Genomic DNA, 25,455 nt, shown 5'->3' with positions numbered 1-25,455 from the left:
ACTTTAAATTCTGATTCTTCACCCTCATACTTAAACACAAGAGTAAATTAGAGACATGACATGCGCGTAGATATCTGGTCAGATGTGGTTTGCCCCTTCTGCTATATTGGTAAAAAACGTTTAGAAGCAGCTGCACAAGAAGCAGGCATTGAACTTGAAGTGCATTGGCACAGTTACCAGCTCGACCCTGAAGCACCAGTGCGCCAGGAAGTGTCCAATTCTGAGCGTCTGGCACAAAAATATGGTCGTAGCGTAGCTGAAGTCGAAGAAATGCAGCGTAATATTGCCGAGATGGCCAAAGCTGAAGGCATTGAATTTAACTGGGAAGGTGCCAACTCAGGCAATACTTTCAATGCGCATCGTATTATTCATCTGGCGCAAAGCAAAGGTTTGGGTACTGATGCACAGGAAGCTTTCTTCTATAGCTATATGACGCAAGGCTTGGCCATTGGAGAGCGTGAAACACTAGAAGATGTCGCAGCACGTATTGGCCTGAATCCGGTCGAGGTCGATGACTTACTGGACTCTGATGAATTTTCCGATTTTGTCAAATTTGATCAGGAAGTGGCACAGGATCAGCTCAAAGTGACTGGTGTACCTTTCTTTGTTTTTGATCAACGTGTGGCCTTGGCAGGCGCGCAGCCTAAAGACGTGTTCTTGCAGGTTTTTGAGAAAGCGCTGGAGACTGCAGCAGAAAATCCGGCTGAATAATACTCAACAGAGAGTTGCAGTACGCCTAGGCAATCGAACTCAGAAAATTTATAAAAACATCCCCATTTCAGATGGGGATGTTTTTTGCCTGTCATTTACACTCATTGACTTAGTCGACCAGAAAACTAATTTTTAAATTTACACGATATTCCGTGATTTTATTTTCTTTGATGACCACCTTCTGTTCATTGATCCAGGCACCTTGTACATTTTTGATGGTTTCTGTGACTTTTTGAATACCGGTTTGAATCGCATCTTCAAAGCTTTTCGTACTGCTTGAATTAACTTCCACCACTTTTGCAATTGCCATAATGAAACTCTCATTGTAAACATGAATGAAAATCCATCTTAGTTCATTCCCACAGGATTGCAGCAGCGCGTAAACAAGCGACAGCAAAAACTTACATGGATTGAACAAAGCTTTCATCTGAGCAGATGAAAATCTGTTGACCTTATTTTGGCAGTTCATGGTATTCAAATTTCCATTGTGACTAACAACCATAAAAGCCCCATAAACAGCTGAAACCCAGACTAGAGCAAATACACTAATATATTGTTTTGTAGAATAATTTTTCTAATTTTTTAGGTGCTGCTTTTGCCGAATCTATCATTTTCTATTCAGCCTTATTTGCTATGATTTCACCCGAATCAAGTTTAAATACTCTCCCCTCTGTTCAAGTTGTTGAACACCCTGATATTAAAGGTCGTCCCATGAATGCTCTTAAATTTGCTTTCGCAGCAACTGTTATGGCTTTTTCTGTTCAAGCATCAGCGCAAATGGCACAAGTGGTTTATCTGCCAGACTTTCCGGCAAGCAAAGCACCTGCTGAAACTGTAAATACAGAAACTGCAACGCCGGCAACTGAAAAAACTGCTTAATACCCAACAAGTTTTTATGCAAACAGGCTGATTGATTCAGCCTGTTTTTTTATATCGATTTAATTTAGCTGCTCTCTGAAGAAAATCTGTATTTTAAAAATTATCGATCATTTCATATTTTGTTATTTTCCATTGATATTGATCGCTTTTTTGTCATTAAATTTACTAGTTTATAAATATAAAACAGTTAAAATAAATCACTATTTCATGTGATCTACGCATATAATTGTAGCAATATAAAAATACTCATAATACAAAAGCATTGTTATGAACAGACTTCAGGCATTGGTGCAGGGCAAAATTTCACCTCAGTCCATTTCTATTGATTTTCTGATTGAAATGGCAGAACGCCATACAGATCCTCATTCTGCTGAATACAAATTAATCGAGTTGGCGCTGAATATGGTGCTGGCCCAAACTTTGGATAAAGCGCTAAAACATATCTAGAGATATAAAATGAACGCTTTAAAAAAAGCACACTTAGTCAAGGAATTACATGAATTGATCCAGCAACTGGAGCATCAGGCTCTACCTCTGTACGACGTGGCCCGTTTCAAAAAAAGAATTCGTGATATCTTTAATCTTTGTGATGAACCTATTTTTAAAAATCAGATTTTAGCGTTTAAAGCCCAGACCCAGCCTGAACTTGCTGCCTATCAATTTTCCGCCAGTACCCCCTATCATCTAAGTTTTTGTGGTTATTTCACTGAAATTCCAGCTCTGGAAAAGGCACTGTATACCCAGCCAGATATAGGCTGGGCAATTCTACATCATCCTGAGCGTGGCTGGCAGGTCTGGCTAATTCCGGCACCGAAGCATCCTGCACTAAACAGTGAATGGAATGAGTTACAACAATGTTCTATCTGGCTGTCACAGCAACAATTGACAACCGGTCTGCAAGCGGCTCCTCCATTGACTGTACCGGCCTTATCCCTGAATGAAGCAGAAGCTAGCTTAAAAGCGGCGGCAACGACTCGATATCATCGTGGCCGACAAAAAGCAAAAATCAACTCATTAAGCTTAAATCATTCAGATGAACCACACATTCAGATACAGGCCACGTCTGAGTATCTAGATCATCCATTACCCACTGAAACTGCGATTGTGCAGGAAAAAATTATTGTCCCAGAAGTGATCGATTTTCCCACCGAGATTCAACTGGGAGACGTGATTGCGCAGGTTCAGCCTTTGACTCCGGAAGATACCAATCTCCAGCGGCTTTGTGCTTTAGAATTGGAACCTGATGTCGGGCATCCAGCCTATCTGGATATTGTGCTGTATTATGCCGCAGAAGATCACTGGCAGGCACGCCAAGTTTATTTGGTGGAGCAGCTGAATCTGCAAGGCCAGTTTATTAAATATCTGATGCTTTTGGGTGCATCAAGTCAATTACAGGCGCACTATTGTATTGAGCATTGGTTGAGTCAGCATCAGTATCAGGCTGCTGCGATTAAATCGCTGTCGTGGCCTCAATTAAGTACAGGTTTCACGCAATTGCATCTGTTGTCAAAAGCCTATTTGCAACAAGCAGAAATAGTCTGGACACAACCCGATTATTATCCTTATATTCCGGCAGATTCGATTCAGAAACAAAAATTTATCTCATTTGAGGAAGCCCTTGCGGATTTCTCTACACCGATACTCTTATTGCAAGAACATCAGCGAATACGCGTGATTCATGGTGAAAAACGCCTGTCTCTCGCAGAGGATGAACTGGCCTATCCATCTATCTTGCTGCAACGTGATCAACAGCTAAACTGGCAAAAAATTCACACGATTATTTTAATGATGTCGCAACCCATTCAGGTCATGGAGCTTTATCAGGCAATTCAGACTCAAATCATTGAATAATTGCTGTTATTTTGTAGCTTTAACTTGCTTTTTATCGCTATATTTAAGAAAACTACAGCTGAATAAAAGAATACAAGAGTAATAAATATCTCATGCAAATAAATCGAATTACTCAGATCTTCCTGCTCTCTCTTGGCATGGGAATCAGCAGTAGCATGTCTTGGGCAAATTCAGTAAAAGATGCTTCTTCAGACCAGGAAAAAAACTCGGAGAGTGTTGAGCCGGCACGTTCAGGACTGCTGGATCAAATTCCGCGTTTGATTGATGCAACACCAACCATTCTTCCAGAGCAGTCGAATACCGCCATCGTCCCGCCAACGCTAGAAACGGAAAATCATTCATGGGCCGATCAGAAACAGAAAAGCATCCGAGAATGGGCAGATCGTACTGCGCATAAAATTGATAACTGGTTTGGTGAAACTGATCCGGATCAGCCGGCTGCCGCCACACTGCGTGTCATTTTGGATAATCGCTGGGATGAATATGAGGGCTATGAGATTAAGCCCCGTATCCGTGGCAGAATCAAACTTCCCACCTTAGAACAAAAGCTGAGTCTGGTCTTCGGTGATGACAGTCTGGACAATGAATTAGACAGTAATGTCGCGATTACCAATGAAAATCCGGCAACATCTGGAGATAAGCGTCTCGATACCAAGCGCGCACGCCAGGATAACAGCTCATTCGCCTTACGCTGGTCGGAATGGTCAGACCGGATTCCTTTTGAAACCGATCTGGATCTAGGTTTACGCTCCGGAGATGATATTTACCTGCGCGTCAAAGCCAGTAAAGATTGGACACTGGAAAATGACTACTTTTTTCATGCCGAACAGATTTATCGCTACGGGATTCAAAGTGAAAACTATTTGCGTACCAATCTGGAACTGATCCATGCCCGTCCCAATCAGGCATTTTTTTCCAATCAGCTCAGTCTGACCTATGCAGATGATCAAGATGATGATCTGACCTGGGACAACTATACCTTTAGGCAACATCAGTTTTTTCAGGACAACCGTTTTAGCTATGGTATTTATACTGGCGGTTATCTAAATGACAAGGATCTGCGTCTGAATCGCTGGGGACCGTATGTGTCCTGGAGACAGCCTTTTTTACGTGAATGGTTTTTTGTCCAGACCGACCTCAACTATCTGAATGATCATCGCGAAGATCGTGATCACTATGTTGGTGCTTTGGTGCGTTTAGAGGCATTGTTTTAAACTCAAGCGCGGTGCAAAGCTAAAAAATCCCTCCGTAGAGGTAATGCTGATCAGTTAAGGAGTTTAGAAATAGACTCTTTAACTTTTTAGTCGTTCACGACGGAGTCTTAAATTTATAAATCAAATACTTAAAAATAATTTGTTACTTTGGTTTCGCCCAAATGAGAAGCGAAGCTTCGCAAGGAAGGCATCTTGCGGAGCAACACTCCTCACCGCAAAACTCGTCAGCCACCATCGATTAGTAAATTTGTCGCAGAAACAATCATTTTTAAATCTTGTGGTGCAATACACCTCATGCCTCAAACAGTTGCGGATGACTTTTCTATCTATCAGATATAATCATGAATTTGAAAAAGAAAATGCCAGTCAATTCCTTAACTGACTGGCATTACTCCGTAGAGGGATTTTTTAGCTTAGAGCATCATGTGTTAAGCAAGCAACAAGCTATTGATACGCTTCACATACTCAGCAGGATTTTCTGGTAATCCACCTTCTGCAATCACCGCCTGATCAAAGATCACATTGGCCAGATCGTCAAACTGCGCTGAGCCATCCAGTTTTTTCACCAAAGGATGTTCCGGGTTGATTTCCAGAATCGGCTTCATATCCGGTACAGGCTGACCTGCATCTTTCAGCATACGGATTAATTGTGGAGATAGTTCCCCTTCTCCAGTCACCAGACAGGCCGGTGAATCGACCAGACGCGTAGTCACGCGCACTTCTTTGGTCTTGTCTTTGAGTGAATCAGTCAGCTTCTCGACCACCGGTTTAAACTGGGCTGCGGCTTCTTCAAGTGCTTTTTTCTCTTCAGCATCCTGAAGATCGCCCAAATCAACTGCACCCTTAGACACGTTTTGCAACGGCGTGCCATCGAACTCATTCACAAAGTTCATCGCCCATTCATCTACGCGTTCGGTCATGAGCAGAACTTCAATGCCTTTCTTCTTGAACAGTTCCAGCTGCGGTGAATTCTTTGCAGCATTCAGGCTGTCTGCAGTCACATAATAGATGGCTTTCTGGCCATCTTTCATGCCTGCTTTATAGTCTGCCAATGACGTGCTGACTTCATCATTGTTCGAGGTTGCATAACGCAGCAGTTTCAAAATACGTTCACGGTTGGCAAAATCTTCACCCAGGCCTTCTTTCAACACTGAAGCAAATTCCTGATGGAAAGTCTTGAATTTTTCCTGATCTTTTTCATCTTCAGATTTGGCCAGATGATCCAGAATCGTCAGGATACGGCGGGCATTCCCGTCACGGATGGTTTTCACATCGCGGCTTTCTTGCAGTAACTCACGGCTGACGTTCAGTGGTAAATCGGCACTGTCTACCACGCCTTGTACAAAACGCAGGTAATTCGGAATCAGATTATCCGCATCATCCATAATAAAGACGCGTTTCACATACAGCTTGATACCAGCTTTGGATTCGCGGGTGAAAATGTCATGTGGGGCTTTGCTTGGAATATACAATAACTGGGTATATTCAGTACTGCCTTCCACCCGGTTATGCGCCCAGGCCAATGGCGCCGTGAAATCATGGCTTAAGTTTTTGTAGAACTCGACATATTGTTCTTCAGTAATTTCAGACTTGCTCCGTGTCCAGAGTGCGCTGGCCGAGTTAATCGCTTCCCACTCATCAGTCTTGACATACTGGCCACCTTTCGGTGTTTCCCCTTCAGCTGCTTCTTCTTCCTGCCAGACTTCTTTTTGCATCTGGATTGGCAGGCTGATGTGGTCTGAGTATTTATTGATGATCTGTTTGACTTTATGGCTTTGCAAATAGTCCAGCGCATCGTCACGCAGATGCAGAATAATATCGGTACCACGACCTGCTTTTTGAATTTGTTCAACTTCAAATTCACCAGTACCGCCACTAATCCAGCGTACACCTTCAGATGCATCTGCACCGGCACGACGTGATTCTACCGTGATCTTGTCTGCCACAATAAAACCGGAATAGAAACCGACCCCAAACTGGCCAATCAGCTGGGCATCGGCCTTCTGGTCACCGGTCAGTTTAGACATAAAGTCTTTGGTGCCCGATTTGGCAATGGTGCCTAAATTATCAATAGCTTCCTGTTCGCTTAGACCAATTCCGTTATCTGAAATGGTAATGGTCTTATTCTCTGCATCAAGGCTGACACGAACACGTAAATCCGGATCATTTTCATAAAATTCGGGATGATTGATCCCTTCAAAACGCAATTTGTCACAAGCATCCGAGGCATTCGAAATCAGTTCGCGCAGAAAAATTTCAGGGTTTGAATAAAGCGAATGGGTCACGAGATGTAGTAACTGAGCCACTTCAGCCTGGAAACTATGTTTTTGTGCGTTAGACTCGCTCATTAATCACTCCTTTTATTTTAAATACAGGTCAATACTGTTGCCTATATGAATGGAGTGAGTTCCTCAATTTTCAATAGTCAGTGGTATATTTTTTCACAAGATATTTTTGAGCACTTGATCTGGCAGGGTTTTAATCTTTGCCAGACCGACTGTCAGACTTAATAAGGCCCAAGCTTATAAATGCGCTGAAACTGCAAGTCCAGTTGCTGTTGACGCATATTATAGACTTGGTTCAGGCAAGAGACCGATTCCAGACACTGGTCGCGAAACTGCAACCATTTGACCTGATCGCGCTGTATCACTGAACGCGTGCCCATGGGAACCATACGCCGTAAGATATGATAGCTGGTACTCATTTTGACATCGGCATCATTAAGCAGACGATGTTCACAAATGGCTTTTTCGGTCACGGTTTCAGCTTTCTGACAATCAAAACTTGCGGCATAGGCAGGTGCGACCAACAGGCCGCAGAAGATCACAATACTCTTCATTAAAAATCTCATGCTGATCTTCCTTATTATTCAATTATTAAGTCGTATTCAATTAATATTTACTTTATTCGTTTTAATATATTTGAACATTGCCAATCTGCTCAATTTCAATAGGTTATAAATCGTTGTTATTTTGAAAAAAAGCCTCATACAAGATGAGGCTTTTGGAAAACCAATCCAGAAAAATGCAAGCTTAGAATTTATAGCTATAGCCGACTGTATATACCCAAGGATTTACCTTTAATTCACCCAAGTCGACTTTTGTACCATCAGGCGTTGTCAAAGTAAGATCTGTTTCAACTTGAGCGTAGCGAACATCTGCAAATACACCCCAGTTTTTAGCATCGGCTGGCTGGAAGTTAAAACCAACCTGACCGGCTACACCATAAGCGACATCTGCATCAAGCTTATGACCTGGTAATGCAATTTCCTCATCCCAAGGAACTACAACAGTAGCGCCAACACCAATATACGGGGTAAAGCGAGTTGAATTTTTAAAATTATATTTAGCAGTAATCGTTGGTGGTAAGTGCTTAAACTCAGCTGTTTTCTCACCAAAAGCTTCAGTTGCAACATCATGCGTAAATGGCGTTGCTAAAAGAACTTCTACTGACAGAGGTGAATTTTCAAAAAAATACTCAACAGATGGAGTAAAACCAATTTCATTACTTACTTCTGCTTTTCCAGCAATATTCAATGTCCCGTTGTCGTCATTCTGTGGCGCCAAAACAGAACCACCAACTTTCACTTGCCATTGGCCAGCCATTGCCGATGCAGAAAGACCCATTAATGCAATTAGAGCAGCTTGCTTTAACATTTTAAAATACCCCACTGGAAGAAATAATTATTAAGAAAATAAATCCTAATTAATAATAAACACGAGGGAAAATAATATGCAATAAGGATTATAAAACTAATTTTTAATTATTATTTAACATACTGATTTAAAAAATAATTTATTTTAAATTGACTAGATTGGTTGGTTTTAAATATCAAGTATATTAATCAGATAAACATGTATTTATTCAGAGCAAAACAATCAGGTTTATATTAATTTTTATTTAAACATATATTTTAAATACATCTTATTATTTATTTTAAATCCAGATAAATCTGCTCCAATAGATATCAGAGCAGATTGAAATTGACTTACAGAACCATGGCTGCAATCCAGCCAAAGATGATAAGCGGAATATTAAAATGAATGAAGGTTGGAACCACACTATCCTTCATATGGTCATGCTGACCATCCATATTCAGACCGGATGTTGGGCCTAGAGTTGAATCTGACGCTGGAGAACCGGCATCACCCAATGCTGCTGCCGTACCAATAATGGCAATGGTTGCTGCGGGGCTAAAACCAAACTGGATACACAGCGGCACATAGATAATCGCCAGAATGGGAATGGTCGAGAAAGACGAACCAATGCCCAATGTGATCAGCAAACCAATCAACAGCATCAGAAATGCGGCCAGTGCCTGACTATTACCAATCCAGTTTACTGATGCTTCAACCAAGGTTGGTACCTGATTAGTCGCTTCAATCACCGCGGCAAAGCCTTGTGCCGCAATCATGATAAAGCCAACTAGCGCCATCATGCGCATACCGGTAATGATCACATCATCCGCTTCTTTCCATTTAAAGATCCCGGCACAACTCAGGATTGCGACACCGACCAGACCGGCCAGAATCATCGAGTCTGAATAAAGCTGTACCGCCAATGTGGCAATAACTGCAAGGCCGGCCATCCAGATGGTAAATTTGGCAATCTGCGGTTTAACCTGCTCAGCCACACCCAATTCAGCGGAAATACTTTGCTGTTCCTGGACATGAATATCTTGATATTGACGTGGTTTGCGATAGCTAATAAAGATCGCCACCAATAAGCCCACAAACATACCGAATACTGGAATTGCCATCGCAGATGGAATCTGGTCATAGCTAATTTCAAATCCATATGGCTTACCAAAAGTATTGATGTTATGACCCAAAATGTCATTCAGGAAGATGGCACCAAAACCGACCGGAATCAGCATATAGGTGCCTACCAGACCAAAGGTCAGCAAACAGGCAATCAAACGACGGTCGAGCTTTAAATGGTTAAATACAGTCAATAATGGTGGAATCAGGACTGGAATAAAGGCGATATGTACCGGAATCACGTTCTGGGAAAATACCGCAGCAATGGCTACTGTAAAAAAGATCAGATATTTCACCCGGTTTTGTGCTTTAAAATCAGCCTCACCTTTTAAGGTGTTGATCATTTTATACGCCAACAAATCCGGCAAACCTGAACGTGCCAACGCCAAAGCAAATGCACCTAAAATACCGTAAGCCAAGGCAATTTTGGCACCGCCGCCCAAGCCATTGTTAAACGCGTCCAAGGTTCCCTGAAGGCCAAGACCTGCCAGTAAACCACCCGTAACAGCACCAATGACCAAGGCAAAAACCACAGGTACACGTGCCAATGAGAGTCCGAACATGACTCCAATAGCAGCAAGAATTGCGAACATAATGAATCGGAATAGAGAGAAAGCGGCTATTTTATCAGAAAATTCGGATAAAAATTCCGCCACTTTTCCTTTCAGCAGTCATGTTCAGTGCTGAGGCTGATTAGACGACTTCAGCAGATTGACGCTGAATAAAGTGATCAATTAATTGAGCCACTTGTTCTGGCTGGCTCAGAATTGCCCAGTGATTGGCGTCCAGTTCCACTTTAGAGAAATTATCGACCCATTTTGCCATCTCATCGACCAGATCAGGCCCGACAAACTGGTCATATTTCAGTACAATCGCTTGTACCGGACAGATGGCAAAGCGCTGCCGTGGTCGGGCCAAACGCGGTAAAAAATTGGCCCGATACAGGTTTACCCCATACTTGCCATCTTTGACGATCTTCGGGTTCAGCGGCAGATCGTCCCGTCTTTCTAATTGCCGGACAATCTTGGCCCAGCGCTGCGGATTAAAAAAATTCCAGGCCAAGGGGGCTAGTAAAGGCAACTGAAATACCGCGATATACCAGGACTTGCTCATTTGCTTTAAAAATTTTGCTTTGTCTTGATTGAACTGCTCGCGCATCCAGAAAGCAGCATGATCCAGACAAGGGCCAGACAGCGTGCTATAAGACAGAATTCGGCCTTTGAATCTTAAATCTGTGACAGATTCCCAAGACTGAATTGAACCCCAGTCATGCGCTGCCAGATGAAAACCACGATTCGGCAATACCTTGCTCACTACCTCTTCCAGATCCTGACTTAAGCGTGCCAAGCGGTAATCCGAGATTTTTTGAGGAATACTGGACTCACCTGCGCCGCGCACATCGTAGCTCACAACAAAATAATCCTGACTCAAATAAGCAATGACTGGCTCCCAAACCGCTTGATGATCGGGGTAGCCATGAACCAGTACCAATGCCGGCCGTGTGGGCTGTCCGTAAGTTTTAACGCAAAGACGCTGCTGATCCGTGGTATCGACCCATTGCATTTCCATGTTTTGATCCTGTTGTTGTTATTGACCGCATAGTTTATAAATCGGAATAATTTATCAATGCCAGCGCATTTTTGTTGCTCTAGTATGCATAACTACACAAGAAAAAAGAATGTCAGCATGAGCCTATTCCAGAAAATTCAAAAACTGCCTTTGGTTTCAAAATTTATTCTGAACCGCTATGCCCCCTATCGTGGTGCAGGCATCGAAATTGATAAAATTGATTTTAATCATTATCACATTCGGGTCAAAATGCCACTGACCCGTAAAAACCAGAATATTGTCGGCGTCCATTTTGGTGGCAGCTTATATTCAATGGTCGATCCATTTTATATGCTCTTACTGATGCATCATTTAGGGCCGAAATATATCGTCTGGGATAAGGGCGCGAGTATCCAGTTTTTAGCACCGGGTCGCGGCACCGTCTTTGCTGATGTGCGCATCTCTGCTGAAGAAGTCAGTACTATTATTGACCTGACTGCTGACTATGCACCGGTATATCGCCATTACCAGCTCAATATCTATGATGAGGCTGGCGTTCGAATTGCCGAAGTACAAAAAACGGTTTATATCCGGCGCAAACAAAGCAAAGGAAAAATTCAAAAAACTGAATAAGGTAAAAGCGCCACATGGGCGCTTTTAGATCTGAATCGATTTAAAGTCAGTGTAGACTTAACGACGGCGGTTATCCTGTTCGATCGCAGCACCTGCGCCACCACCGATTGCACCACCAATCGCAGCACCAGCATTCCCACCGAATATGCTTTTACCTACAGCTGAGCCTACAGCACCGCCGACACCACTATAGGTCGCATTACGGTTTGAGCCACCTTGGGACTTACTTCCCACGGCTGCGCCTGCACCACCACCGACTGCAGAACCAAGACCACCCCCGACACTATTACCTACACCACCACCGACTGCACCACCTAAGGCGGCAGCACCGATACGCTGCTCATTGGCAGACATACTTTCACAACCTGCCAGCATAAAGGTGGAGAGAGTTGCAACTGCCATCACACCCATTAATTTTTTCATGACTTTGGCCTTCCTTTTCATACTTTAATTTAGCTTATCTTCATTTTATAAAACTAAAACATGGAGCGTGTTACTTCTCTCGGTATTCCTGCTGAGTTTTGTAAGTATCAATGGATTATTCCGCTGTTTAGCCTTTAATTAGCTTTTAATTTTTATGTATTTAAGACAAAAAAAGACGCCCGAAGGCGTCTCTTTTTTAGCTTTAACTTGAATTAGAATTCTTCGTTAAATGCTTGACTTAAAGCTTGATCAACATCAGAGAAGTCATTGTGCAGTTCAAATTCTGCAGCTTCTGCTTCTTGACGACGACGCTCGAGATGGTAAGCCAAACCTGTACCCGCTGGGATCAGACGACCTACAACCACGTTTTCTTTCAGACCGCGTAAGTCATCTTCTTTACCTGTTACAGCCGCTTCAGTTAACACACGTGTGGTTTCCTGGAACGATGCAGCAGAGATGAACGAGTCAGTCGAAAGCGACGCTTTGGTAATACCCATCAACAGACGTTCAAACTTCGCAGGGAACTTGTTTTGTGCAAGAACTGCTTGGTTTTCTTGTACAACACGGATGTAATCCACTTGTTCGCCTTTGATGAAGCTGGTATCGCCACCATCAGTGATATCCACTTTACGCAGCATTTGACGTACGATGACTTCAATGTGCTTGTCGTTGATTTTTACACCTTGCAGACGGTATACGTCCTGAACTTCGTTCACGATGTAGTTGGTCAACGCCACTTCACCTTTCAGACGTAAAATGTCATGCGGGTTCTGTGGGCCATCAGAAATGGTTTCACCACGGTTCACATGTTCGCCTTCGAACACGTTAATGGTACGCCATTTCGGAATCAGCTCTTCGTAAATCTCAGAGCCATCATCCGGTGTAATCACCAGACGGTTCTTACCTTTGGTTTCTTTACCGAAGCTCACAACGCCCGATACTTCTGCAAGGATTGCATGCTCTTTCGGCTTACGTGCTTCGAACAAGTCAGCTACACGCGGTAGACCACCGGTAATATCACGGGTACGTGAAGATTCTTGTGGTACACGACCAATAACGTCACCGACACCAATCGTTTCGCCATCACGGACAGAAAGAATGGTGTTTTGTGGCAAGAAGTAGAACTGTTCAGTGCCTTCAACTGTGTCTAACACTACAGCAGGACGCAAATCTTTACCTGACGCAGGACGTGAAGTCACTGGCAAGATTTCGATGGTTGACATACCTGTTGCATCATCAGTTTTCGAAGTCACGGTCACGCCATCAGCGATCTGGCTGAAACGCACTTTACCTGCAACTTCTGTTACCAATGGATGTGTATGCGGATCCCAAGTCGCCACGATACCGCCTGCTTCTACAGCTTCGCCATCTTTTAGCAAGATAGATGCACCGTAAGGCAGTTTATAGCGCTCGCGCTCACGACCTAAATCATCCGCAATACCGATCTCACCTGAACGTGAAGTCGATACCAAGTGACCTTTGGCATGTTGTACTGTTTTCACGTTGTGGAAACGCACTGTACCCTGGTTACGAACTTGTACGCTGTTTGCAGCAGACGTTCGGCTTGCAGCACCACCCACGTGGAAGGTACGCATAGTTAACTGTGTACCTGGTTCACCAATTGATTGAGCTGCCATGACACCAACAGACTCACCCGGGTTCACCTGATGACCACGCGCCAAGTCACGGCCGTAACATTTCGCACATACACCGAAAGTAGACGCACAGTTTACAACCGAACGTACTTTAATTTCGTCGACACCTTGGCTTTCGATAAACGTCGCCAGTTTCTCGTCAATTAAAGTATTACGTGGAAGCAGAACTTCGTCTGTACCGACACGTTTCACATCTTCAGCAACCACACGACCCAATACTCGTGCACCCAAGTTCTCGATGACATCGCCACCTTGAATGAATGGTGTCATTACTAGACCGTCGAAGGTGCCACAATCTGGCTCGGTAATCACCAAGTCTTGCGCAACGTCTACCAGACGACGCGTCAAGTAACCAGAGTTCGCAGTTTTCAGTGCTGTATCGGCCAAACCTTTACGCGCACCGTGTGTCGAGATGAAGTACTGTAGTACAGTCAAACCTTCACGGAAGTTCGCTTTAATAGGCGTTTCAATGATCGAGCCATCCGGCTTCGCCATCAAACCACGCATACCCGCCAACTGACGAATCTGAGCTGCCGAACCACGGGCACCCGAGTCAGACATCATGTAGATCGAGTTGAATGATTTTTGCTTCTCGTCTTCACCCTGTTTGTTTTTAACAGTCGTGAAAGACAAGTTGTCCATCATCGCTTTAGCAACCTGGTCATTGGTACGCGCCCAAATATCGACCACTTTGTTATAACGTTCGCCGGCAGTTACGAAACCTTGTTCGAACTGTTGTTCGATTTCACGAACTTCAGCTTCCGCTTTACCAATAATGACTTGTTTTTGCGGTGGAATAACCATGTCTTCCATACCGACAGATACACCTGAACGCGTCGCCTGACGGAAGCCTAGGTACATCAATTGGTCAGCGAAGATAACAGTATCTTTCAGACCCAATTTACGGTAGCAAGAGTTAATTAACTTAGAGATGTTTTTCTTGGTCATCTCAACGTTAATTTGCTGGAAATCCATACCTTCAGGCACAACTTCCCAAAGTAGGCAGCGACCAGGTGTGGTATCTACAATAATGGTTTGATGTTCACGGTTGCCATCTTCATCGATGACAGTCTGGTGTACACGTGCTTTAACGCGAGCGTGTAGATCAACCTGACCTGTTGCCAGTGCACGGTTTACTTCGTGAGTATCCGCGAACACCATGCCCTCACCTTTGGCATTGATTGCATCACGCGTGATGTAATACAAGCCCAAGACAACGTCCTGAGACGGCACGATGATTGGCTCACCGTTCGCTGGAGACAAGATGTTGTTGGTCGACATCATTAACGCACGCGCTTCTAACTGCGCTTCAAGTGTTAATGGTACGTGTACCGCCATTTGGTCACCATCGAAGTCGGCGTTAAACGCAGCACACACGAGTGGGTGTAGACGGATCGCCTTACCTTCAATCAGGATCGGTTCAAATGCTTGAAGACCTAGACGGTGAAGTGTTGGCGCACGGTTCAACATCACTGGATGTTGACGGATCACGTGAGCAAGAACGTCCCAAACTTCTGGCGTCTCGCGCTCAACCATTTTCTTCGCAGCTTTAATGGTGGTTGCTTGACCAGATGCTTGTAGTTTCGCGAAAATGAATGGCTTGAACAGTTCAAGTGCCATTTTCTTCGGAAGACCACATTGGTGCAAACGCAGGTTTGGACCAACGGTAATGACCGAACGACCTGAGTAATCGACACGTTTACCCAATAAGTTCTGACGGAAACGACCTTGCTTACCTTTGATCATATCTGCCAAAGATTTAAGCGGACGCTTGTTTGAACCGGTAATTGCACGACCACGACGACCGTTGTCTAACAATGCATCGACAGACTCTTGCAACATACGTTTTTCGTTACGTACGATGATGTCTGGCGCTGCAAGGTCAAGAAGACGCTTCAAACGGTTGTTACGGTTAATCACACGACGGTAAAGATCGTTCAAGTCAGAAGTCGCGAAACGACCACCTTCAAGTGGTACCAACGGACGAAGGTCTGGTGGCAGAACTGGAAGTACAGTCAACACCATCCATTCTGGCTTGTTGTTCGAATCGTTGAATGCTTCCATCAACTTCAAACGCTTAGAGGCTTTTTTCAGCTTGGTTTCTGAAGTTGTCACAGGAATTTCTTCACGAAGACGCGCAATTTCAGCTTCAAGATCGATGTCTTTCAACAAGTCTTGAACCGCTTCAGCACCCATTTTCGCTGTGAATTCATCACCGTGTTCTTCCAACGCATTGAAGTATTCTTCATCGTTCAGAAGCTGGTATTTCTCAAATGGTGTCATACCAGGATCGGTAACCACATAAGATTCGAAATACAATACGCGTTCGATATCACGTAGCGTCATGTCTAATAATAGACCGATACGGCTCGGCAATGATTTCAAGAACCAGATGTGTGCAACTGGAGAAGCTAGCTCGATGTGACCCATACGTTCACGACGAACTTTCGCAGTTGTTACTTCAACGCCACATTTTTCACAAATGACGCCTTTGTATTTCATACGCTTGTATTTACCACACAAGCATTCGTAATCTTTTACTGGACCAAAGATTTTGGCACAGAATAAACCATCACGTTCAGGTTTGAACGTACGATAGTTAATGGTTTCTGGCTTTTTAACTTCACCGTGAGACCATGACTTAATCATTTCTGGTGACGCAAGACCAATACGGATGCGGTCAAACTCTACAGGAGCATGACCGTCTGAATCCGTCTTTTTGCGCATGATATCGAGCAAGTCTTTCAATTTTTTTCTCCGTGTGTCGAGGAGATTTTCACTTCTCGACTGGGTCACAAATATTGTTTTTAACTGAATTGGGAATCCCAAGAATCCCCCTAAATCCCCCTTTATAAAGAGGGACTTTCCCCTCTTTCTTAAAGAGGTGAGAAGCACTGCTTCGCAAGGGAGATTCAATGGAACTAATTAGTCACCATTTTTCAGTTCAATGTTGATACCTAAAGAACGGATCTCTTTGGTCAATACGTTGAACGATTCAGGCATACCCGGGTCCATATAATGGTTACCATCTACAATATTCTTGTAGATACGGGTACGGCCTTCAACGTCATCCGATTTCACAGTCAGCATTTCTTGTAGCGTATATGCTGCACCGTAAGCTTCTAGTGCCCAGACTTCCATCTCACCGAAACGCTGACCACCGAATTGTGCTTTACCACCCAGCGGCTGTTGCGTGACTAGAGAATAAGAACCAGTTGAACGCGCATGCATCTTGTCATCAACTAAGTGGTTCAGTTTCAGCATGTACATATAACCTACAGTTACTGGACGGTCGAAACGCTCACCAGTACGACCATCATATAATACTGTCTGACCAGTACTTGATAGACCTGCAAGTTGTAACAATTCTTTGATCTGACCTTCTTCAGCACCATCGAATACAGGTGTTGCCAAAGGCACACCAGCACGCAAGTTACCAGAAAGTTTCAAGATTTCTTCATCAGTCAAGCTGTCAAGATCTTCTTGCTCGCCACCAACTTTGTTATAAATCTTGTCCAGGAAATCACGAAGCTCAAGTACAGTACGCTGTTCTTTCATCATCTTGTCGATTTGATCGCCAAGACCTTTGGCAGCCATACCTAAGTGAGTTTCAAGAATCTGACCCACGTTCATACGCGATGGTACGCCCAGCGGGTTCAGTACGATATCAACAGGTACACCATTGGCATCGTGTGGCATGTCTTCTACCGGCAAGATGTTTGATACAACACCCTTGTTACCGTGACGACCGGCCATCTTATCACCCGGCTGGATGCGACGTTTTACCGCAAGATAAACTTTAACTACTTTCAATACGCCAGTGGTCAGCTCATCGCCTGTAGAAAGTTTGCGTTTTTTCTCAGCAAATTTCTCGTCAATTTCGAAGCTCTTCTCTTTCAAGAACACTTGAATTTGCGTTAGACGTTCAGCGATTGCTTCATCAACCGGTTGAATTTCAAGAAGATCAACAAGCTCTAAACCAGACAACACGTCTTCAGACAGTTTGTCGCCACGTTTAGTGGTACCGCCACCATTCGACTCTTGACCGTTCAACAAACGAATTACACGTTCACGTGCTGCTTCTTCAAAGATCTTGAACTCTTCTTTCAAGTCTTTACGGTAAGCATCAAGCTGAGCTTTTTCAATTGCTTGAGCACGTTCGTCTTTTTCAAGACCATCACGTGTAAACACTTGAACATCAATCACAGTACCTTTGGTACCAGATGGAACGCGTAAAGATGAATCTTTAACGTCAGCTGCTTTTTCACCGAAGATTGCACGAAGCAATTTTTCTTCCGGCGTTAGCTGCGTTTCACCTTTAGGCGTCACTTTACCAACAAGAATATCACCTGCTGTTACTTCAGCACCGATGTAAACAATACCTGATTCATCAAGTTTAGAAAGCGCTGCTTCACCCACATTCGGGATATCGGCCGTGATTTCTTCAGCACCAAGCTTAGTATCACGTGCGACACATGACAATTCCTGGATATGAATCGAGGTTAAACGGTCTTCTTGAAGTACACGCTCTGAAAGTAAGATCGAGTCTTCGTAGTTGTAACCGTTCCAGGTCATGAATGCGACGCGCATGTTTTGACCAAGCGCTAGCTCACCGCCATCAGTCGATGGACCATCAGCTAATACGTCACCACGACCCACTTTATCGCCCAGGTTCACCAGAACTTTCTGGTTGATACAGGTGTTTTGGTTTGAACGGGTGTATTTGATCAGGTTATAGATATCTACACCTGCCTCACCTGCGATCATCTCTTCTTCGTTCACACGAATCACGACACGAGATGCATCAACAAACTCAATACGACCACCACGCTGAGCGATCACACACACACCAGAGTCATGTGCTACGTTCGCTTCCATACCCGTACCTACGAGTGGTTTGTCAGCGATTAACGTAGGAACAGCCTGACGTTGCATGTTTGAACCCATCAATGCACGGTTAGCATCATCGTGTTCAAGGAACGGAATCAGTGACGCAGCCACAGATACAACCTGCTGAGCAGATACATCCATATGCGTTACTTTTTCCGGCGGCATGCGTACAAAGTCACCTTGGTGACGTACAGATACAACTTCTTCTAATAAATTACCATCAGCATCTACTGCAGAATCGGCCTGTGCAATCACAGTACCCACTTCTTCAATCGCAGACAGGTATTCAATGTCCATGGTTACACGGCCATCAACTACTTTACGGTAAGGCGTTTCCAAGAAACCGAAGTTGTTCGCTTTAGCATATACAGAAAGCGAGTTGATCAAACCAATGTTTGGACCTTCCGGCGTTTCAATTGGACATACACGACCGTAATGCGTTTGATGTACGTCACGTACTTCAAAGCCCGCACGTTCACGCGTCAAACCACCGGGACCAAGTGCTGATACACGACGCTTGTGCGTGATTTCAGACAACGGGTTGTTTTGATCCATGAACTGAGACAACTGGCTTGAACCAAAGAATTCTTTGATTGCAGCAGCAACAGGCTTCGCATTGATTAGATCTTGCGGAGACAGGTTGTCTGTTTCAGCTTGAGATAAACGTTCTTTAACAGCACGTTCTACACGAACCAGACCGACACGGAATTGGTTTTCTGTCATTTCGCCCACAGAACGAACACGACGGTTACCCAAGTGATCGATATCGTCGACTTCACCTTTACCGTTACGGATTTCAACTAATGTTTTCAATACATCAGTGATATCTTCGTTCGAGAGAATACCTTCAACTTCACGCGACTTCTGGTCTGTACCCACTTCGTAAGGACGACCCAAACGACGGTTGAACTTCATACGACCGACTGGAGACAAGTCATAACGCTCAGAAGAGAAGAACAGGTTATTGAACAGGTTCTCAGCTGCTTCTTTGGTTGGTGGCTCGCCCGGACGCATGACTTTGTAGATTTCTACTAATGCTTCTTCACGAGTGGTCGTAGTATCTGCACGTAGAGAATCTGCAACGAATGAACCACGGTCGATATCATTGGTGAACAGAACATTAAACTGCTTCACGCCGCCTTCTGCAATTTTCACCATGACTTCATGGCTCAATACGGTATTTGCAGCAATCACGTCGCCATCTTTTAATGCGATGTCTTCAGCCGTGATACGCTCATACAAATACTCATCAGGCACTGCAAGTTTTTCAAGACCTGAAGCTTCCATCTGACGTACATGACGCGCGTTAATACGTTTACCTTGTTCAACGATTGCCTTGCCATCTTTATCCAAGATGTCAAATTGTGCCATTTCGCCGCGCAGACGTTCCGGCACCAAGTCAATTTGATAGCTACCCATGTCAAGATATACAGGGACTTTCTCGTAGAACATGTTGAGAATGTTTTCGTTGCTATAACCCAGCGCACGCAGCACCACAGTCGCAAGTAATTTACGACGACGGTCAATACGTACATAGACCAGGTCTTTGGCATCGAATTCAAAATCTAACCATGAACCACGGTAAGGAATGATACGCGCTGAATAAAGGACTTTACCACTTGAGTGAGTCTTACCTTTATCGTGGTCAAAGAATACGCCTGGTGAACGGTGTAATTGAGATACGATTACACGCTCGGTACCATTAATTACAAAGGTACCGTTATCCGTCATCAATGGCATTTCGCCCATATAGACTTCTTGTTCACGTACGTCTTTAATTGACTTCGTTTCACGATCTTTCAGGATCAAACGAATTTTTACACGCATTGGTGCTGCATAAGTTGAGCCACGAAGAATACATTCGCGTACATCAAACTCAGGCTTACCAAGACTATACTCAACAAATTCTAAAGCAGCATTGCCAGAATAACTTTCTATAGGAAAAACTGAACGAAATGCGGCTTGGAGACCGATATCTTCGCGGTTTTTTGGTGATTTGCCATCTTGTAAGAACGTTCTGTACGAGTCGACTTGAATCGCGAGCAGGTACGGAGCATCCATAACGCTAGGCAATTTACCAAAATTCTTACGGATCCGTTTCTTTTCGGTATATGAGTATGCCATCTGGAGTCCTCGGAAAGTGTAAACCAAGCCCGCCTGCAGAACGGGCTCAGAAGGAATTACGCTGGCCGATATGGCCACCACTCTTTACAAATGCTGCAATTTTTAGTGGTATTAAAACGCTTATCAATATTTTTTTACTGAAAAATATTGGTAAACGTTTGTTCATTATGTTTATTTTTAATTTGTATGATTTTTATATCATGCAAACAAAAATCGAGCCGATTATTGTAACGCAAAAAGGCTGATGACCCAAGAGCCATCAGCCAATTTTTGGAGCTGATTATAAAAAAACCGGCTCCCTTAAGCTATTACTTAAGAGTAACTGTAGCACCAGCTTCTTCAAGTTTCTTCTTAAGTTCTTCGCCTTCTTCTTTAGAAACGCCTTCTTTAAGAACTGTAGGAGCGCTTTCAACCATGTCTTTAGCTTCTTTCAAGCCAAGGCCAGTTGCTTCACGAACTGCTTTAATTACAGCAACTTTGTTTGCGCCAAAAGAAGTCAATTCAACATTGAATTCAGATTGCTCTTCAGCAGCAGCAGCAGCAGGACCAGCAGCAACAGCTACAGCAGCAGCAGAAACGTTGAATTTCTCTTCGAAAGCAGAAATAAGTTCAACAAGTTCAAGAACAGTTTTTTCAGCAACTGCGTTTAGGATTTCTTCGTTTGTTAAAGCCATGAGATTAATTCCAAATGGGTATTGAATGATGTGTGTAAGTTTGAGCTTAAGCAGCTTCTGACTCGTTTTTCTCTTGAAGCGCTGTAAGTAAGCGGCCCAATTTCGAAATAGGAGCTTGAAGAACGTTTGCAAGCATAGTAAGCGCTTTTTCTTGGTTCGGAAGATTCGCGATAACGCTAACTTCTTCGCCTTGATAAAGTTTGCCATCAAATGCAGCAGCTTTAAGTTCAAATGCTTTATTAGTTTTAGCGAATTCTTCGAACAAACGTGCAGCAGCACCCATGTCGTCTTCAGAAGTCGAGAAAGCTAAGATTGTTGGGCCAACAAGGTTGTCGTTCAAGATATTGAATTGAGTATCTTGAAGAGCGCGTTTAGCCAAAGTGTTACGCACGATACGTGTGTGAACACCTAGTTTACGAGCTTCAACGCGAAGAGCAGTTAATTGCTCAACAGTTAAACCTTGATAGTCAGCAACAACAGCGGCAAATGCAGTAGAAGCAACTTCAGTTACTTCAGCTACGATCTGTTTTTTGCCTTCGATAAGAAGAGCCATTGTAAAACCTCCTAACGGTGATTTATGTACTTACGCGAAGTACACTCCCAATTCGTTAATCCATCACTGGACTAACACGCGGAGGATGAACAAATCACACCACCGCGTCTACGCAGGCTGGACGATTAAGAGCGAAGCATAAAACTCCCCTCGCCCGCGGTCTTTGACGCTGATAAATTTTCATTTATCAATTCAAAGTTTGCCTAAGTTTGCAAAATACGACGGAGCGTTTCTTGCGTAAGTTTTAAAGCAGTGCTTTAAAACTTACTCAGGGCTTTAAAATTCTGTATAAGTCGAGACTTATTTAGAAACGTTTGCTACATCAACGATCAAACCAGGACCCATAGTTGAGCTCAAAGTGATCTTTTGAATGTATACGCCTTTAGAAGTCGCAGGCTTTAAACGTTTCAAGTCAGCAACAAGTGCTTCAACGTTTGAACGAACAGCTTCAGCAGTGAAACCTACTTGACCGATCGCAGCGTGGATAATACCCGCTTTGTCTACGCGGTAACGTGCTTGACCAGCTTTTGCATTTTTAACTGCAGTTGCTACGTCAGGAGTTACCGTACCCACTTTAGGGTTTGGCATTAAGCCACGTGGACCAAGGATCGTACCAAGTTTACCTACAACGCGCATTGCATCTGGAGCAGCAATTACAACGTCAAAGTCAAGGTTACCCGCTTGGATGCTTTCAGCAAGATCATCGAAACCAACAACGTCTGCGCCTTCAGCTTTAGCAGCTTCAGCAGCAGCGCCTTGAGCGAATACAGCTACACGTACAGTTTTACCCGTACCTGCAGGAAGTGTAGTCGCGCCACGAACAACTTGGTCAGATTTACGAGGATCAACACCTAGGTTTACCGCGATATCCAAAGATTCTTTGAATTTAGGAGCTGGAAGGCTCTCTAAAACTGCAACAGCTTCTTCTAGCGTGTAAACTTTGTGCGCTTCTACAGCAGCTACGATCGCTTTTTGACGTTTAGTTAATTTAGCCATGTCTTAAAGCTCCACTTCCAAGCCCATAGAACGCGCAGAACCAGCAATGGTACGTACACGTGCGTCTAAATCAGCACCAGTCAAATCTGGTTCTTTAGTAGTCGCGATTTCTTCGATTTGAGCACGAGTCAACTTACCAACTTTAGTTTTGTTAGGTACAGCTGAACCCTTCTGGATACCAGCAGCTTTCTTAAGAAGAACAGCAGCAGGTGGAGTTTTCATGATGAATGTGAACGACTTGTCGTTGTACACAGTGATCACGACTGGAATTGGTAGACCAGCTTCAACTTTTTGTGTCGCAGCATTGAATTCTTTACAGAATGCCATGATGTTCACACCACGTTGACCTAGTGCAGGACCAATCGGTGGAGATGGATTCGCTTTACCAGCTGGAACTTGCAGCTTGATATAGCCGTCAATCTTCTTAGCCATTTCAAATTACCTCTGGGTGCAAACGCCGGTGAAGGCTCCCCAATGATTTCAAGTAACGATACCGTTACAACAACAATGCCTGATTTGCACGCAAATCAGGCGTTTTCAACCCAAACCAATTAAACTGATTTTTCGACTTGACGAAATTCCAGTTCAACTTGAGTTGGACGGTTAAATACATTAATGGTCAACGTCAAACGTGACTTTTCGTACTGAACTTCTTCCACCACACCTTTAAAGTCTGTGAATGGACCGTCAACTACGAGTAATTCTTCGCCTGGTTCAAACATCGTCTTAGGACGAGGTGCTTCACCAGTATTGCGTACACGCGCAAGAATCGCATCGGCTTCTTTTTGCGTAATTGGCGCCGGTTTTTCCGCCGTACCACCAATAAAGCCTAAAACTTTCGGACATTCTTTAACAATGTGCCAAGTGTCGTCATTCATTTCCATTTCGACTAGAACATAGCCAGGAAAGAACTTGCGCTCTGATTTACGTTTCTTGCCATCCTTCATTTCTACCACTTCTTCGGTAGGAACCAGGACTTCACCAAAGCTATCGGCAACAGCGCTACGCTGGATTCGATCATTAAGCGAACGCATTACTTGTTTTTCATAACCTGAATAGGCATGAATAATGTACCAACGTTTCATAGCTCTCTTACCCGATAATAAACTTGATTAACCAGCCTAAAATATAATCGAAACACCATAAAACAATGGAGGTAATTACGACTACAACAAGAACTTGCCAAGATGTGGACACAGTCTCTTGCTTGGTAGGCCAGGTCACTCGACGGAGCTCGATTCGTGCATCTTTCAGCAGACGAATAAAGCCTTTGCCTTGATGGGTGGCGTATAATAAACCGAATGCTGCAACGATACAAGCCAAAATCACCCCAACACGCACCCAAATATCATTCGCAGGGGCCCAGTATGCTGGTAAATATTGGTTTACCATCATTGCACCAACCAATAAAATCAAGGCGATAACCCATAGAACCATGTCTAATGGAGAACCAGAACTTACATCTACTGCAGGATTATTTCTTTGAGGAATTGCCGCTTCGCCTAATGCGTCGCGTGATTTTTCATTCGACATTTTTGTACTCGTCGTAGGTTTCGCGACTTATTATATGACCAATTTTGCCGACATCAAGCGTCTTTTTCAAAACTTGGCAGGTCAGGAGGGACTCGAACCCCCAACATTCGGTTTTGGAGACCGACGCTCTACCAATTGAACTACTGACCTGCAAAATAACAAGTTGGAGCCGAAACCCCAACCCGTTTATCTTATTCTATGATTATGCAGTTACTTTAGCAACTACACCAGCACCCACTGTACGACCACCTTCACGGATCGCAAAACGTAGACCTGGGTCCATTGCGATTGGGTGGATTAGCTCTACTGACATCTCAACGTTGTCACCAGGCATAACCATTTCAACGCCTTCTTTAAGCGCGATCGCACCAGTTACGTCCGTAGTACGGAAGTAGAACTGTGGACGGTAACCGTTAAGGAATGGAGTGTGACGACCACCTTCTTCTTTAGAAAGTACGTATACTTCCGCATCGAATTTAGTATGTGGCTTGATCGCACCTGGTTTAGTCAATACTTGACCACGTTGTACGTCTTCACGCTTAGTACCACGTAGAAGAACACCACAGTTCTCGCCTGCACGACCTTCGTCAAGCAATTTACGGAACATTTCAACGCCAGTAACTGTAGTTACTTGAGTATCACGGATACCAACGATTTCAACTGATTCGCCTACTTTAACAATACCAGTCTCTACACGGCCAGTTACTACTGTACCACGACCAGAGATTGAGAATACGTCTTCAATTGGCATAAGGAATGGAAGGTCGATTGCACGTTCTGGCTCTGGAATGTAAGAGTCAAGTGCTTCAACCAGTGCAACAACAGCGTCTTCGCCATACTGACCAGCTTCACCGTTAAGTGCAGCAAGTGCAGAACCGCGGATTACTGGAGTGTCATCGCCCGGGAAGTCATAAGTAGAAAGAAGTTCACGAACTTCCATTTCAACCAGCTCAAGAAGCTCTTCGTCGTCTACAAGGTCGCATTTGTTCAAGAATACAACGATGTAAGGTA

The 25,455-nt window shown here is 43.9% G+C and carries 23 protein-coding genes and 1 tRNA gene; 7 read left to right on the top strand and 17 right to left on the bottom strand.

Annotation, left to right across the window (positions count from 1 at the left end; genetic code table 11):
* The first annotated feature begins 60 nt into the window (after positions 1-60).
* A complete protein-coding gene (locus FTU44_RS05630; RefSeq protein WP_005095305.1) occupies positions 61-711 on the top strand; it encodes a DsbA family oxidoreductase in 651 nt (216 codons plus the stop codon).
* Between the two features lie 109 nt (positions 712-820).
* Here FTU44_RS05630 and FTU44_RS05625 read toward each other — a convergent pair whose 3' ends face one another.
* Positions 821-1,021 (bottom strand): dodecin family protein, encoded by a 201-nt coding sequence (locus tag FTU44_RS05625; RefSeq protein WP_005095303.1) that lies wholly within the window; start codon positions 1,019-1,021, stop codon positions 821-823.
* A gap of 401 nt (positions 1,022-1,422) precedes the next feature.
* On the opposite strand from FTU44_RS05625, the gene FTU44_RS05620 reads away from it, so the two are divergent.
* The 4 genes from FTU44_RS05620 (at position 1,423) to FTU44_RS05605 (ending at position 4,655) form a co-directional block, all read left to right on the top strand.
* Entirely contained in the window at positions 1,423-1,590 is a 168-nt protein-coding gene (locus tag FTU44_RS05620) for a hypothetical protein (protein ID WP_171063334.1), read from the top strand.
* Positions 1,591-1,857: 267 nt separating this feature from the next.
* Positions 1,858-2,037 carry a hypothetical protein gene (locus tag FTU44_RS05615; RefSeq protein WP_005095300.1) on the top strand — a complete coding sequence of 60 codons (180 nt, stop codon included), beginning with the start codon at positions 1,858-1,860 and terminating at the stop codon, positions 2,035-2,037.
* Between the two features lie 9 nt (positions 2,038-2,046).
* Positions 2,047-3,441: a hypothetical protein gene (locus tag FTU44_RS05610; RefSeq protein WP_005095298.1), complete on the top strand. Its 1,395-nt coding sequence runs from the start codon at positions 2,047-2,049 to the stop codon at positions 3,439-3,441.
* A gap of 92 nt (positions 3,442-3,533) precedes the next feature.
* Complete coding sequence (locus FTU44_RS05605) at positions 3,534-4,655, top strand: hypothetical protein (RefSeq protein WP_005095296.1); 1,122 nt, start codon at positions 3,534-3,536, stop codon at positions 4,653-4,655.
* Between the two features lie 428 nt (positions 4,656-5,083).
* Here the strand turns inward: FTU44_RS05605 and htpG are convergent, their stop codons facing one another.
* From htpG to FTU44_RS05580, 5 genes are all read right to left on the bottom strand, one after another.
* Positions 5,084-7,003: a molecular chaperone HtpG gene (htpG, locus tag FTU44_RS05600; protein ID WP_074383935.1), complete on the bottom strand. Its 1,920-nt coding sequence runs from the start codon at positions 7,001-7,003 to the stop codon at positions 5,084-5,086.
* Positions 7,004-7,161: 158 nt separating this feature from the next.
* Complete coding sequence (locus FTU44_RS05595) at positions 7,162-7,506, bottom strand: lysozyme inhibitor LprI family protein (RefSeq protein WP_005095291.1); 345 nt, start codon at positions 7,504-7,506, stop codon at positions 7,162-7,164.
* A 181-nt stretch (positions 7,507-7,687) separates the two neighbouring features.
* On the bottom strand, positions 7,688-8,311 hold the full coding sequence (locus FTU44_RS05590; protein ID WP_180049781.1) for an OmpW family protein: 624 nt from the start codon (positions 8,309-8,311) through the stop codon (positions 7,688-7,690).
* 332 nt (positions 8,312-8,643) lie between these two features.
* The gene (locus FTU44_RS05585) at positions 8,644-10,008 is read right to left on the bottom strand and encodes a Na+/H+ antiporter family protein (RefSeq protein ID WP_159138677.1); all 1,365 of its coding nucleotides are present in this window, start codon (positions 10,006-10,008) and stop codon (positions 8,644-8,646) included.
* A 100-nt stretch (positions 10,009-10,108) separates the two neighbouring features.
* Positions 10,109-10,984 (bottom strand): alpha/beta fold hydrolase, encoded by an 876-nt coding sequence (locus FTU44_RS05580; protein WP_100355509.1) that lies wholly within the window; start codon positions 10,982-10,984, stop codon positions 10,109-10,111.
* Positions 10,985-11,101: 117 nt separating this feature from the next.
* On the opposite strand from FTU44_RS05580, the gene FTU44_RS05575 reads away from it, so the two are divergent.
* A complete protein-coding gene (locus FTU44_RS05575) occupies positions 11,102-11,596 on the top strand; it encodes a DUF4442 domain-containing protein (protein ID WP_218949971.1) in 495 nt (164 codons plus the stop codon).
* Between the two features lie 57 nt (positions 11,597-11,653).
* Here FTU44_RS05575 and FTU44_RS05570 read toward each other — a convergent pair whose 3' ends face one another.
* From FTU44_RS05570 to rpoB, 3 genes are all read right to left on the bottom strand, one after another.
* The gene (locus tag FTU44_RS05570; RefSeq protein ID WP_005095281.1) at positions 11,654-12,019 is read right to left on the bottom strand and encodes a hypothetical protein; all 366 of its coding nucleotides are present in this window, start codon (positions 12,017-12,019) and stop codon (positions 11,654-11,656) included.
* A gap of 212 nt (positions 12,020-12,231) precedes the next feature.
* Complete coding sequence (gene rpoC / locus FTU44_RS05565) at positions 12,232-16,422, bottom strand: DNA-directed RNA polymerase subunit beta' (protein ID WP_005173031.1); 4,191 nt, start codon at positions 16,420-16,422, stop codon at positions 12,232-12,234.
* Positions 16,423-16,599: 177 nt separating this feature from the next.
* Positions 16,600-20,688, bottom strand: a complete 4,089-nt coding sequence (gene rpoB, locus FTU44_RS05560) for a DNA-directed RNA polymerase subunit beta (RefSeq protein ID WP_005095277.1) — start codon at positions 20,686-20,688, stop codon at positions 16,600-16,602.
* On the opposite strand from rpoB, the gene FTU44_RS05555 reads away from it, so the two are divergent.
* Positions 20,682-20,933, top strand: coding sequence for a hypothetical protein (locus tag FTU44_RS05555; RefSeq protein ID WP_034608820.1), 252 nt, complete (start codon positions 20,682-20,684; stop codon positions 20,931-20,933). The two genes, rpoB and FTU44_RS05555, sit on opposite strands and share 7 nt — an antisense overlap.
* A gap of 63 nt (positions 20,934-20,996) precedes the next feature.
* Here FTU44_RS05555 and rplL read toward each other — a convergent pair whose 3' ends face one another.
* The 8 genes from rplL to FTU44_RS05515 all read right to left on the bottom strand — a co-directional run.
* On the bottom strand, positions 20,997-21,362 hold the full coding sequence (gene rplL, locus FTU44_RS05550) for a 50S ribosomal protein L7/L12 (RefSeq protein ID WP_005095274.1): 366 nt from the start codon (positions 21,360-21,362) through the stop codon (positions 20,997-20,999).
* A gap of 46 nt (positions 21,363-21,408) precedes the next feature.
* Positions 21,409-21,915, bottom strand: coding sequence for a 50S ribosomal protein L10 (rplJ, locus tag FTU44_RS05545; protein WP_005095272.1), 507 nt, complete (start codon positions 21,913-21,915; stop codon positions 21,409-21,411).
* A 300-nt stretch (positions 21,916-22,215) separates the two neighbouring features.
* Entirely contained in the window at positions 22,216-22,911 is a 696-nt protein-coding gene (gene rplA, locus FTU44_RS05540) for a 50S ribosomal protein L1 (RefSeq protein ID WP_005095271.1), read from the bottom strand.
* A gap of 3 nt (positions 22,912-22,914) precedes the next feature.
* Positions 22,915-23,343: a 50S ribosomal protein L11 gene (rplK, locus tag FTU44_RS05535; protein WP_004278614.1), complete on the bottom strand. Its 429-nt coding sequence runs from the start codon at positions 23,341-23,343 to the stop codon at positions 22,915-22,917.
* A gap of 119 nt (positions 23,344-23,462) precedes the next feature.
* Positions 23,463-23,996: a transcription termination/antitermination protein NusG gene (gene nusG / locus FTU44_RS05530; RefSeq protein WP_004278615.1), complete on the bottom strand. Its 534-nt coding sequence runs from the start codon at positions 23,994-23,996 to the stop codon at positions 23,463-23,465.
* Between the two features lie 7 nt (positions 23,997-24,003).
* Complete coding sequence (gene secE, locus FTU44_RS05525; protein WP_005095267.1) at positions 24,004-24,444, bottom strand: preprotein translocase subunit SecE; 441 nt, start codon at positions 24,442-24,444, stop codon at positions 24,004-24,006.
* 74 nt (positions 24,445-24,518) lie between these two features.
* A tRNA-Trp gene (locus FTU44_RS05520) sits at positions 24,519-24,594 on the bottom strand.
* Between the two features lie 52 nt (positions 24,595-24,646).
* A partial coding sequence (locus tag FTU44_RS05515; protein WP_180000122.1) for an elongation factor Tu occupies positions 24,647-25,455 on the bottom strand: 809 nt, incomplete at its 5' end.

The sequence above is a fragment of the Acinetobacter sp. YH12105 genome (assembly GCF_013419095.1).
GTDB lineage: Bacteria > Pseudomonadota > Gammaproteobacteria > Pseudomonadales > Moraxellaceae > Acinetobacter > Acinetobacter pseudolwoffii.
Note: the sequence above shows the minus strand (reverse complement) of the source record. Positions and strands in the feature narration are given on the sequence as shown.

Excerpts from the sequence above, each read along its gene's own strand:
- FTU44_RS05630 (WP_005095305.1), top strand. The coding sequence starts at position 61 with ATGCGCGTAGATATCTGGTCAGATGTGGTTTGCCCCTTCTGCTATATT.
- FTU44_RS05625 (WP_005095303.1), bottom strand. The coding sequence starts at position 1,021 with ATGGCAATTGCAAAAGTGGTGGAAGTTAATTCAAGCAGTACGAAAAGC.
- FTU44_RS05620 (WP_171063334.1), top strand. The coding sequence starts at position 1,423 with ATGAATGCTCTTAAATTTGCTTTCGCAGCAACTGTTATGGCTTTTTCT.
- FTU44_RS05615 (WP_005095300.1), top strand. The coding sequence starts at position 1,858 with ATGAACAGACTTCAGGCATTGGTGCAGGGCAAAATTTCACCTCAGTCC.
- FTU44_RS05610 (WP_005095298.1), top strand. The coding sequence starts at position 2,047 with ATGAACGCTTTAAAAAAAGCACACTTAGTCAAGGAATTACATGAATTG.
- FTU44_RS05605 (WP_005095296.1), top strand. The coding sequence starts at position 3,534 with ATGCAAATAAATCGAATTACTCAGATCTTCCTGCTCTCTCTTGGCATG.
- htpG (WP_074383935.1), bottom strand. The coding sequence starts at position 7,003 with ATGAGCGAGTCTAACGCACAAAAACATAGTTTCCAGGCTGAAGTGGCT.
- FTU44_RS05595 (WP_005095291.1), bottom strand. The coding sequence starts at position 7,506 with ATGAGATTTTTAATGAAGAGTATTGTGATCTTCTGCGGCCTGTTGGTC.
- FTU44_RS05590 (WP_180049781.1), bottom strand. The coding sequence starts at position 8,311 with ATGTTAAAGCAAGCTGCTCTAATTGCATTAATGGGTCTTTCTGCATCG.
- FTU44_RS05585 (WP_159138677.1), bottom strand. The coding sequence starts at position 10,008 with ATGTTCGCAATTCTTGCTGCTATTGGAGTCATGTTCGGACTCTCATTG.
- FTU44_RS05580 (WP_100355509.1), bottom strand. The coding sequence starts at position 10,984 with ATGGAAATGCAATGGGTCGATACCACGGATCAGCAGCGTCTTTGCGTT.
- FTU44_RS05575 (WP_218949971.1), top strand. The coding sequence starts at position 11,102 with ATGAGCCTATTCCAGAAAATTCAAAAACTGCCTTTGGTTTCAAAATTT.
- FTU44_RS05570 (WP_005095281.1), bottom strand. The coding sequence starts at position 12,019 with ATGAAAAAATTAATGGGTGTGATGGCAGTTGCAACTCTCTCCACCTTT.
- FTU44_RS05555 (WP_034608820.1), top strand. The coding sequence starts at position 20,682 with ATGCCATCTGGAGTCCTCGGAAAGTGTAAACCAAGCCCGCCTGCAGAA.
- rpoB (WP_005095277.1), bottom strand. The coding sequence starts at position 20,688 with ATGGCATACTCATATACCGAAAAGAAACGGATCCGTAAGAATTTTGGT.
- rplL (WP_005095274.1), bottom strand. The coding sequence starts at position 21,362 with ATGGCTTTAACAAACGAAGAAATCCTAAACGCAGTTGCTGAAAAAACT.
- rplJ (WP_005095272.1), bottom strand. The coding sequence starts at position 21,915 with ATGGCTCTTCTTATCGAAGGCAAAAAACAGATCGTAGCTGAAGTAACT.
- rplA (WP_005095271.1), bottom strand. The coding sequence starts at position 22,911 with ATGGCTAAATTAACTAAACGTCAAAAAGCGATCGTAGCTGCTGTAGAA.
- rplK (WP_004278614.1), bottom strand. The coding sequence starts at position 23,343 with ATGGCTAAGAAGATTGACGGCTATATCAAGCTGCAAGTTCCAGCTGGT.
- nusG (WP_004278615.1), bottom strand. The coding sequence starts at position 23,996 with ATGAAACGTTGGTACATTATTCATGCCTATTCAGGTTATGAAAAACAA.
- secE (WP_005095267.1), bottom strand. The coding sequence starts at position 24,444 with ATGTCGAATGAAAAATCACGCGACGCATTAGGCGAAGCGGCAATTCCT.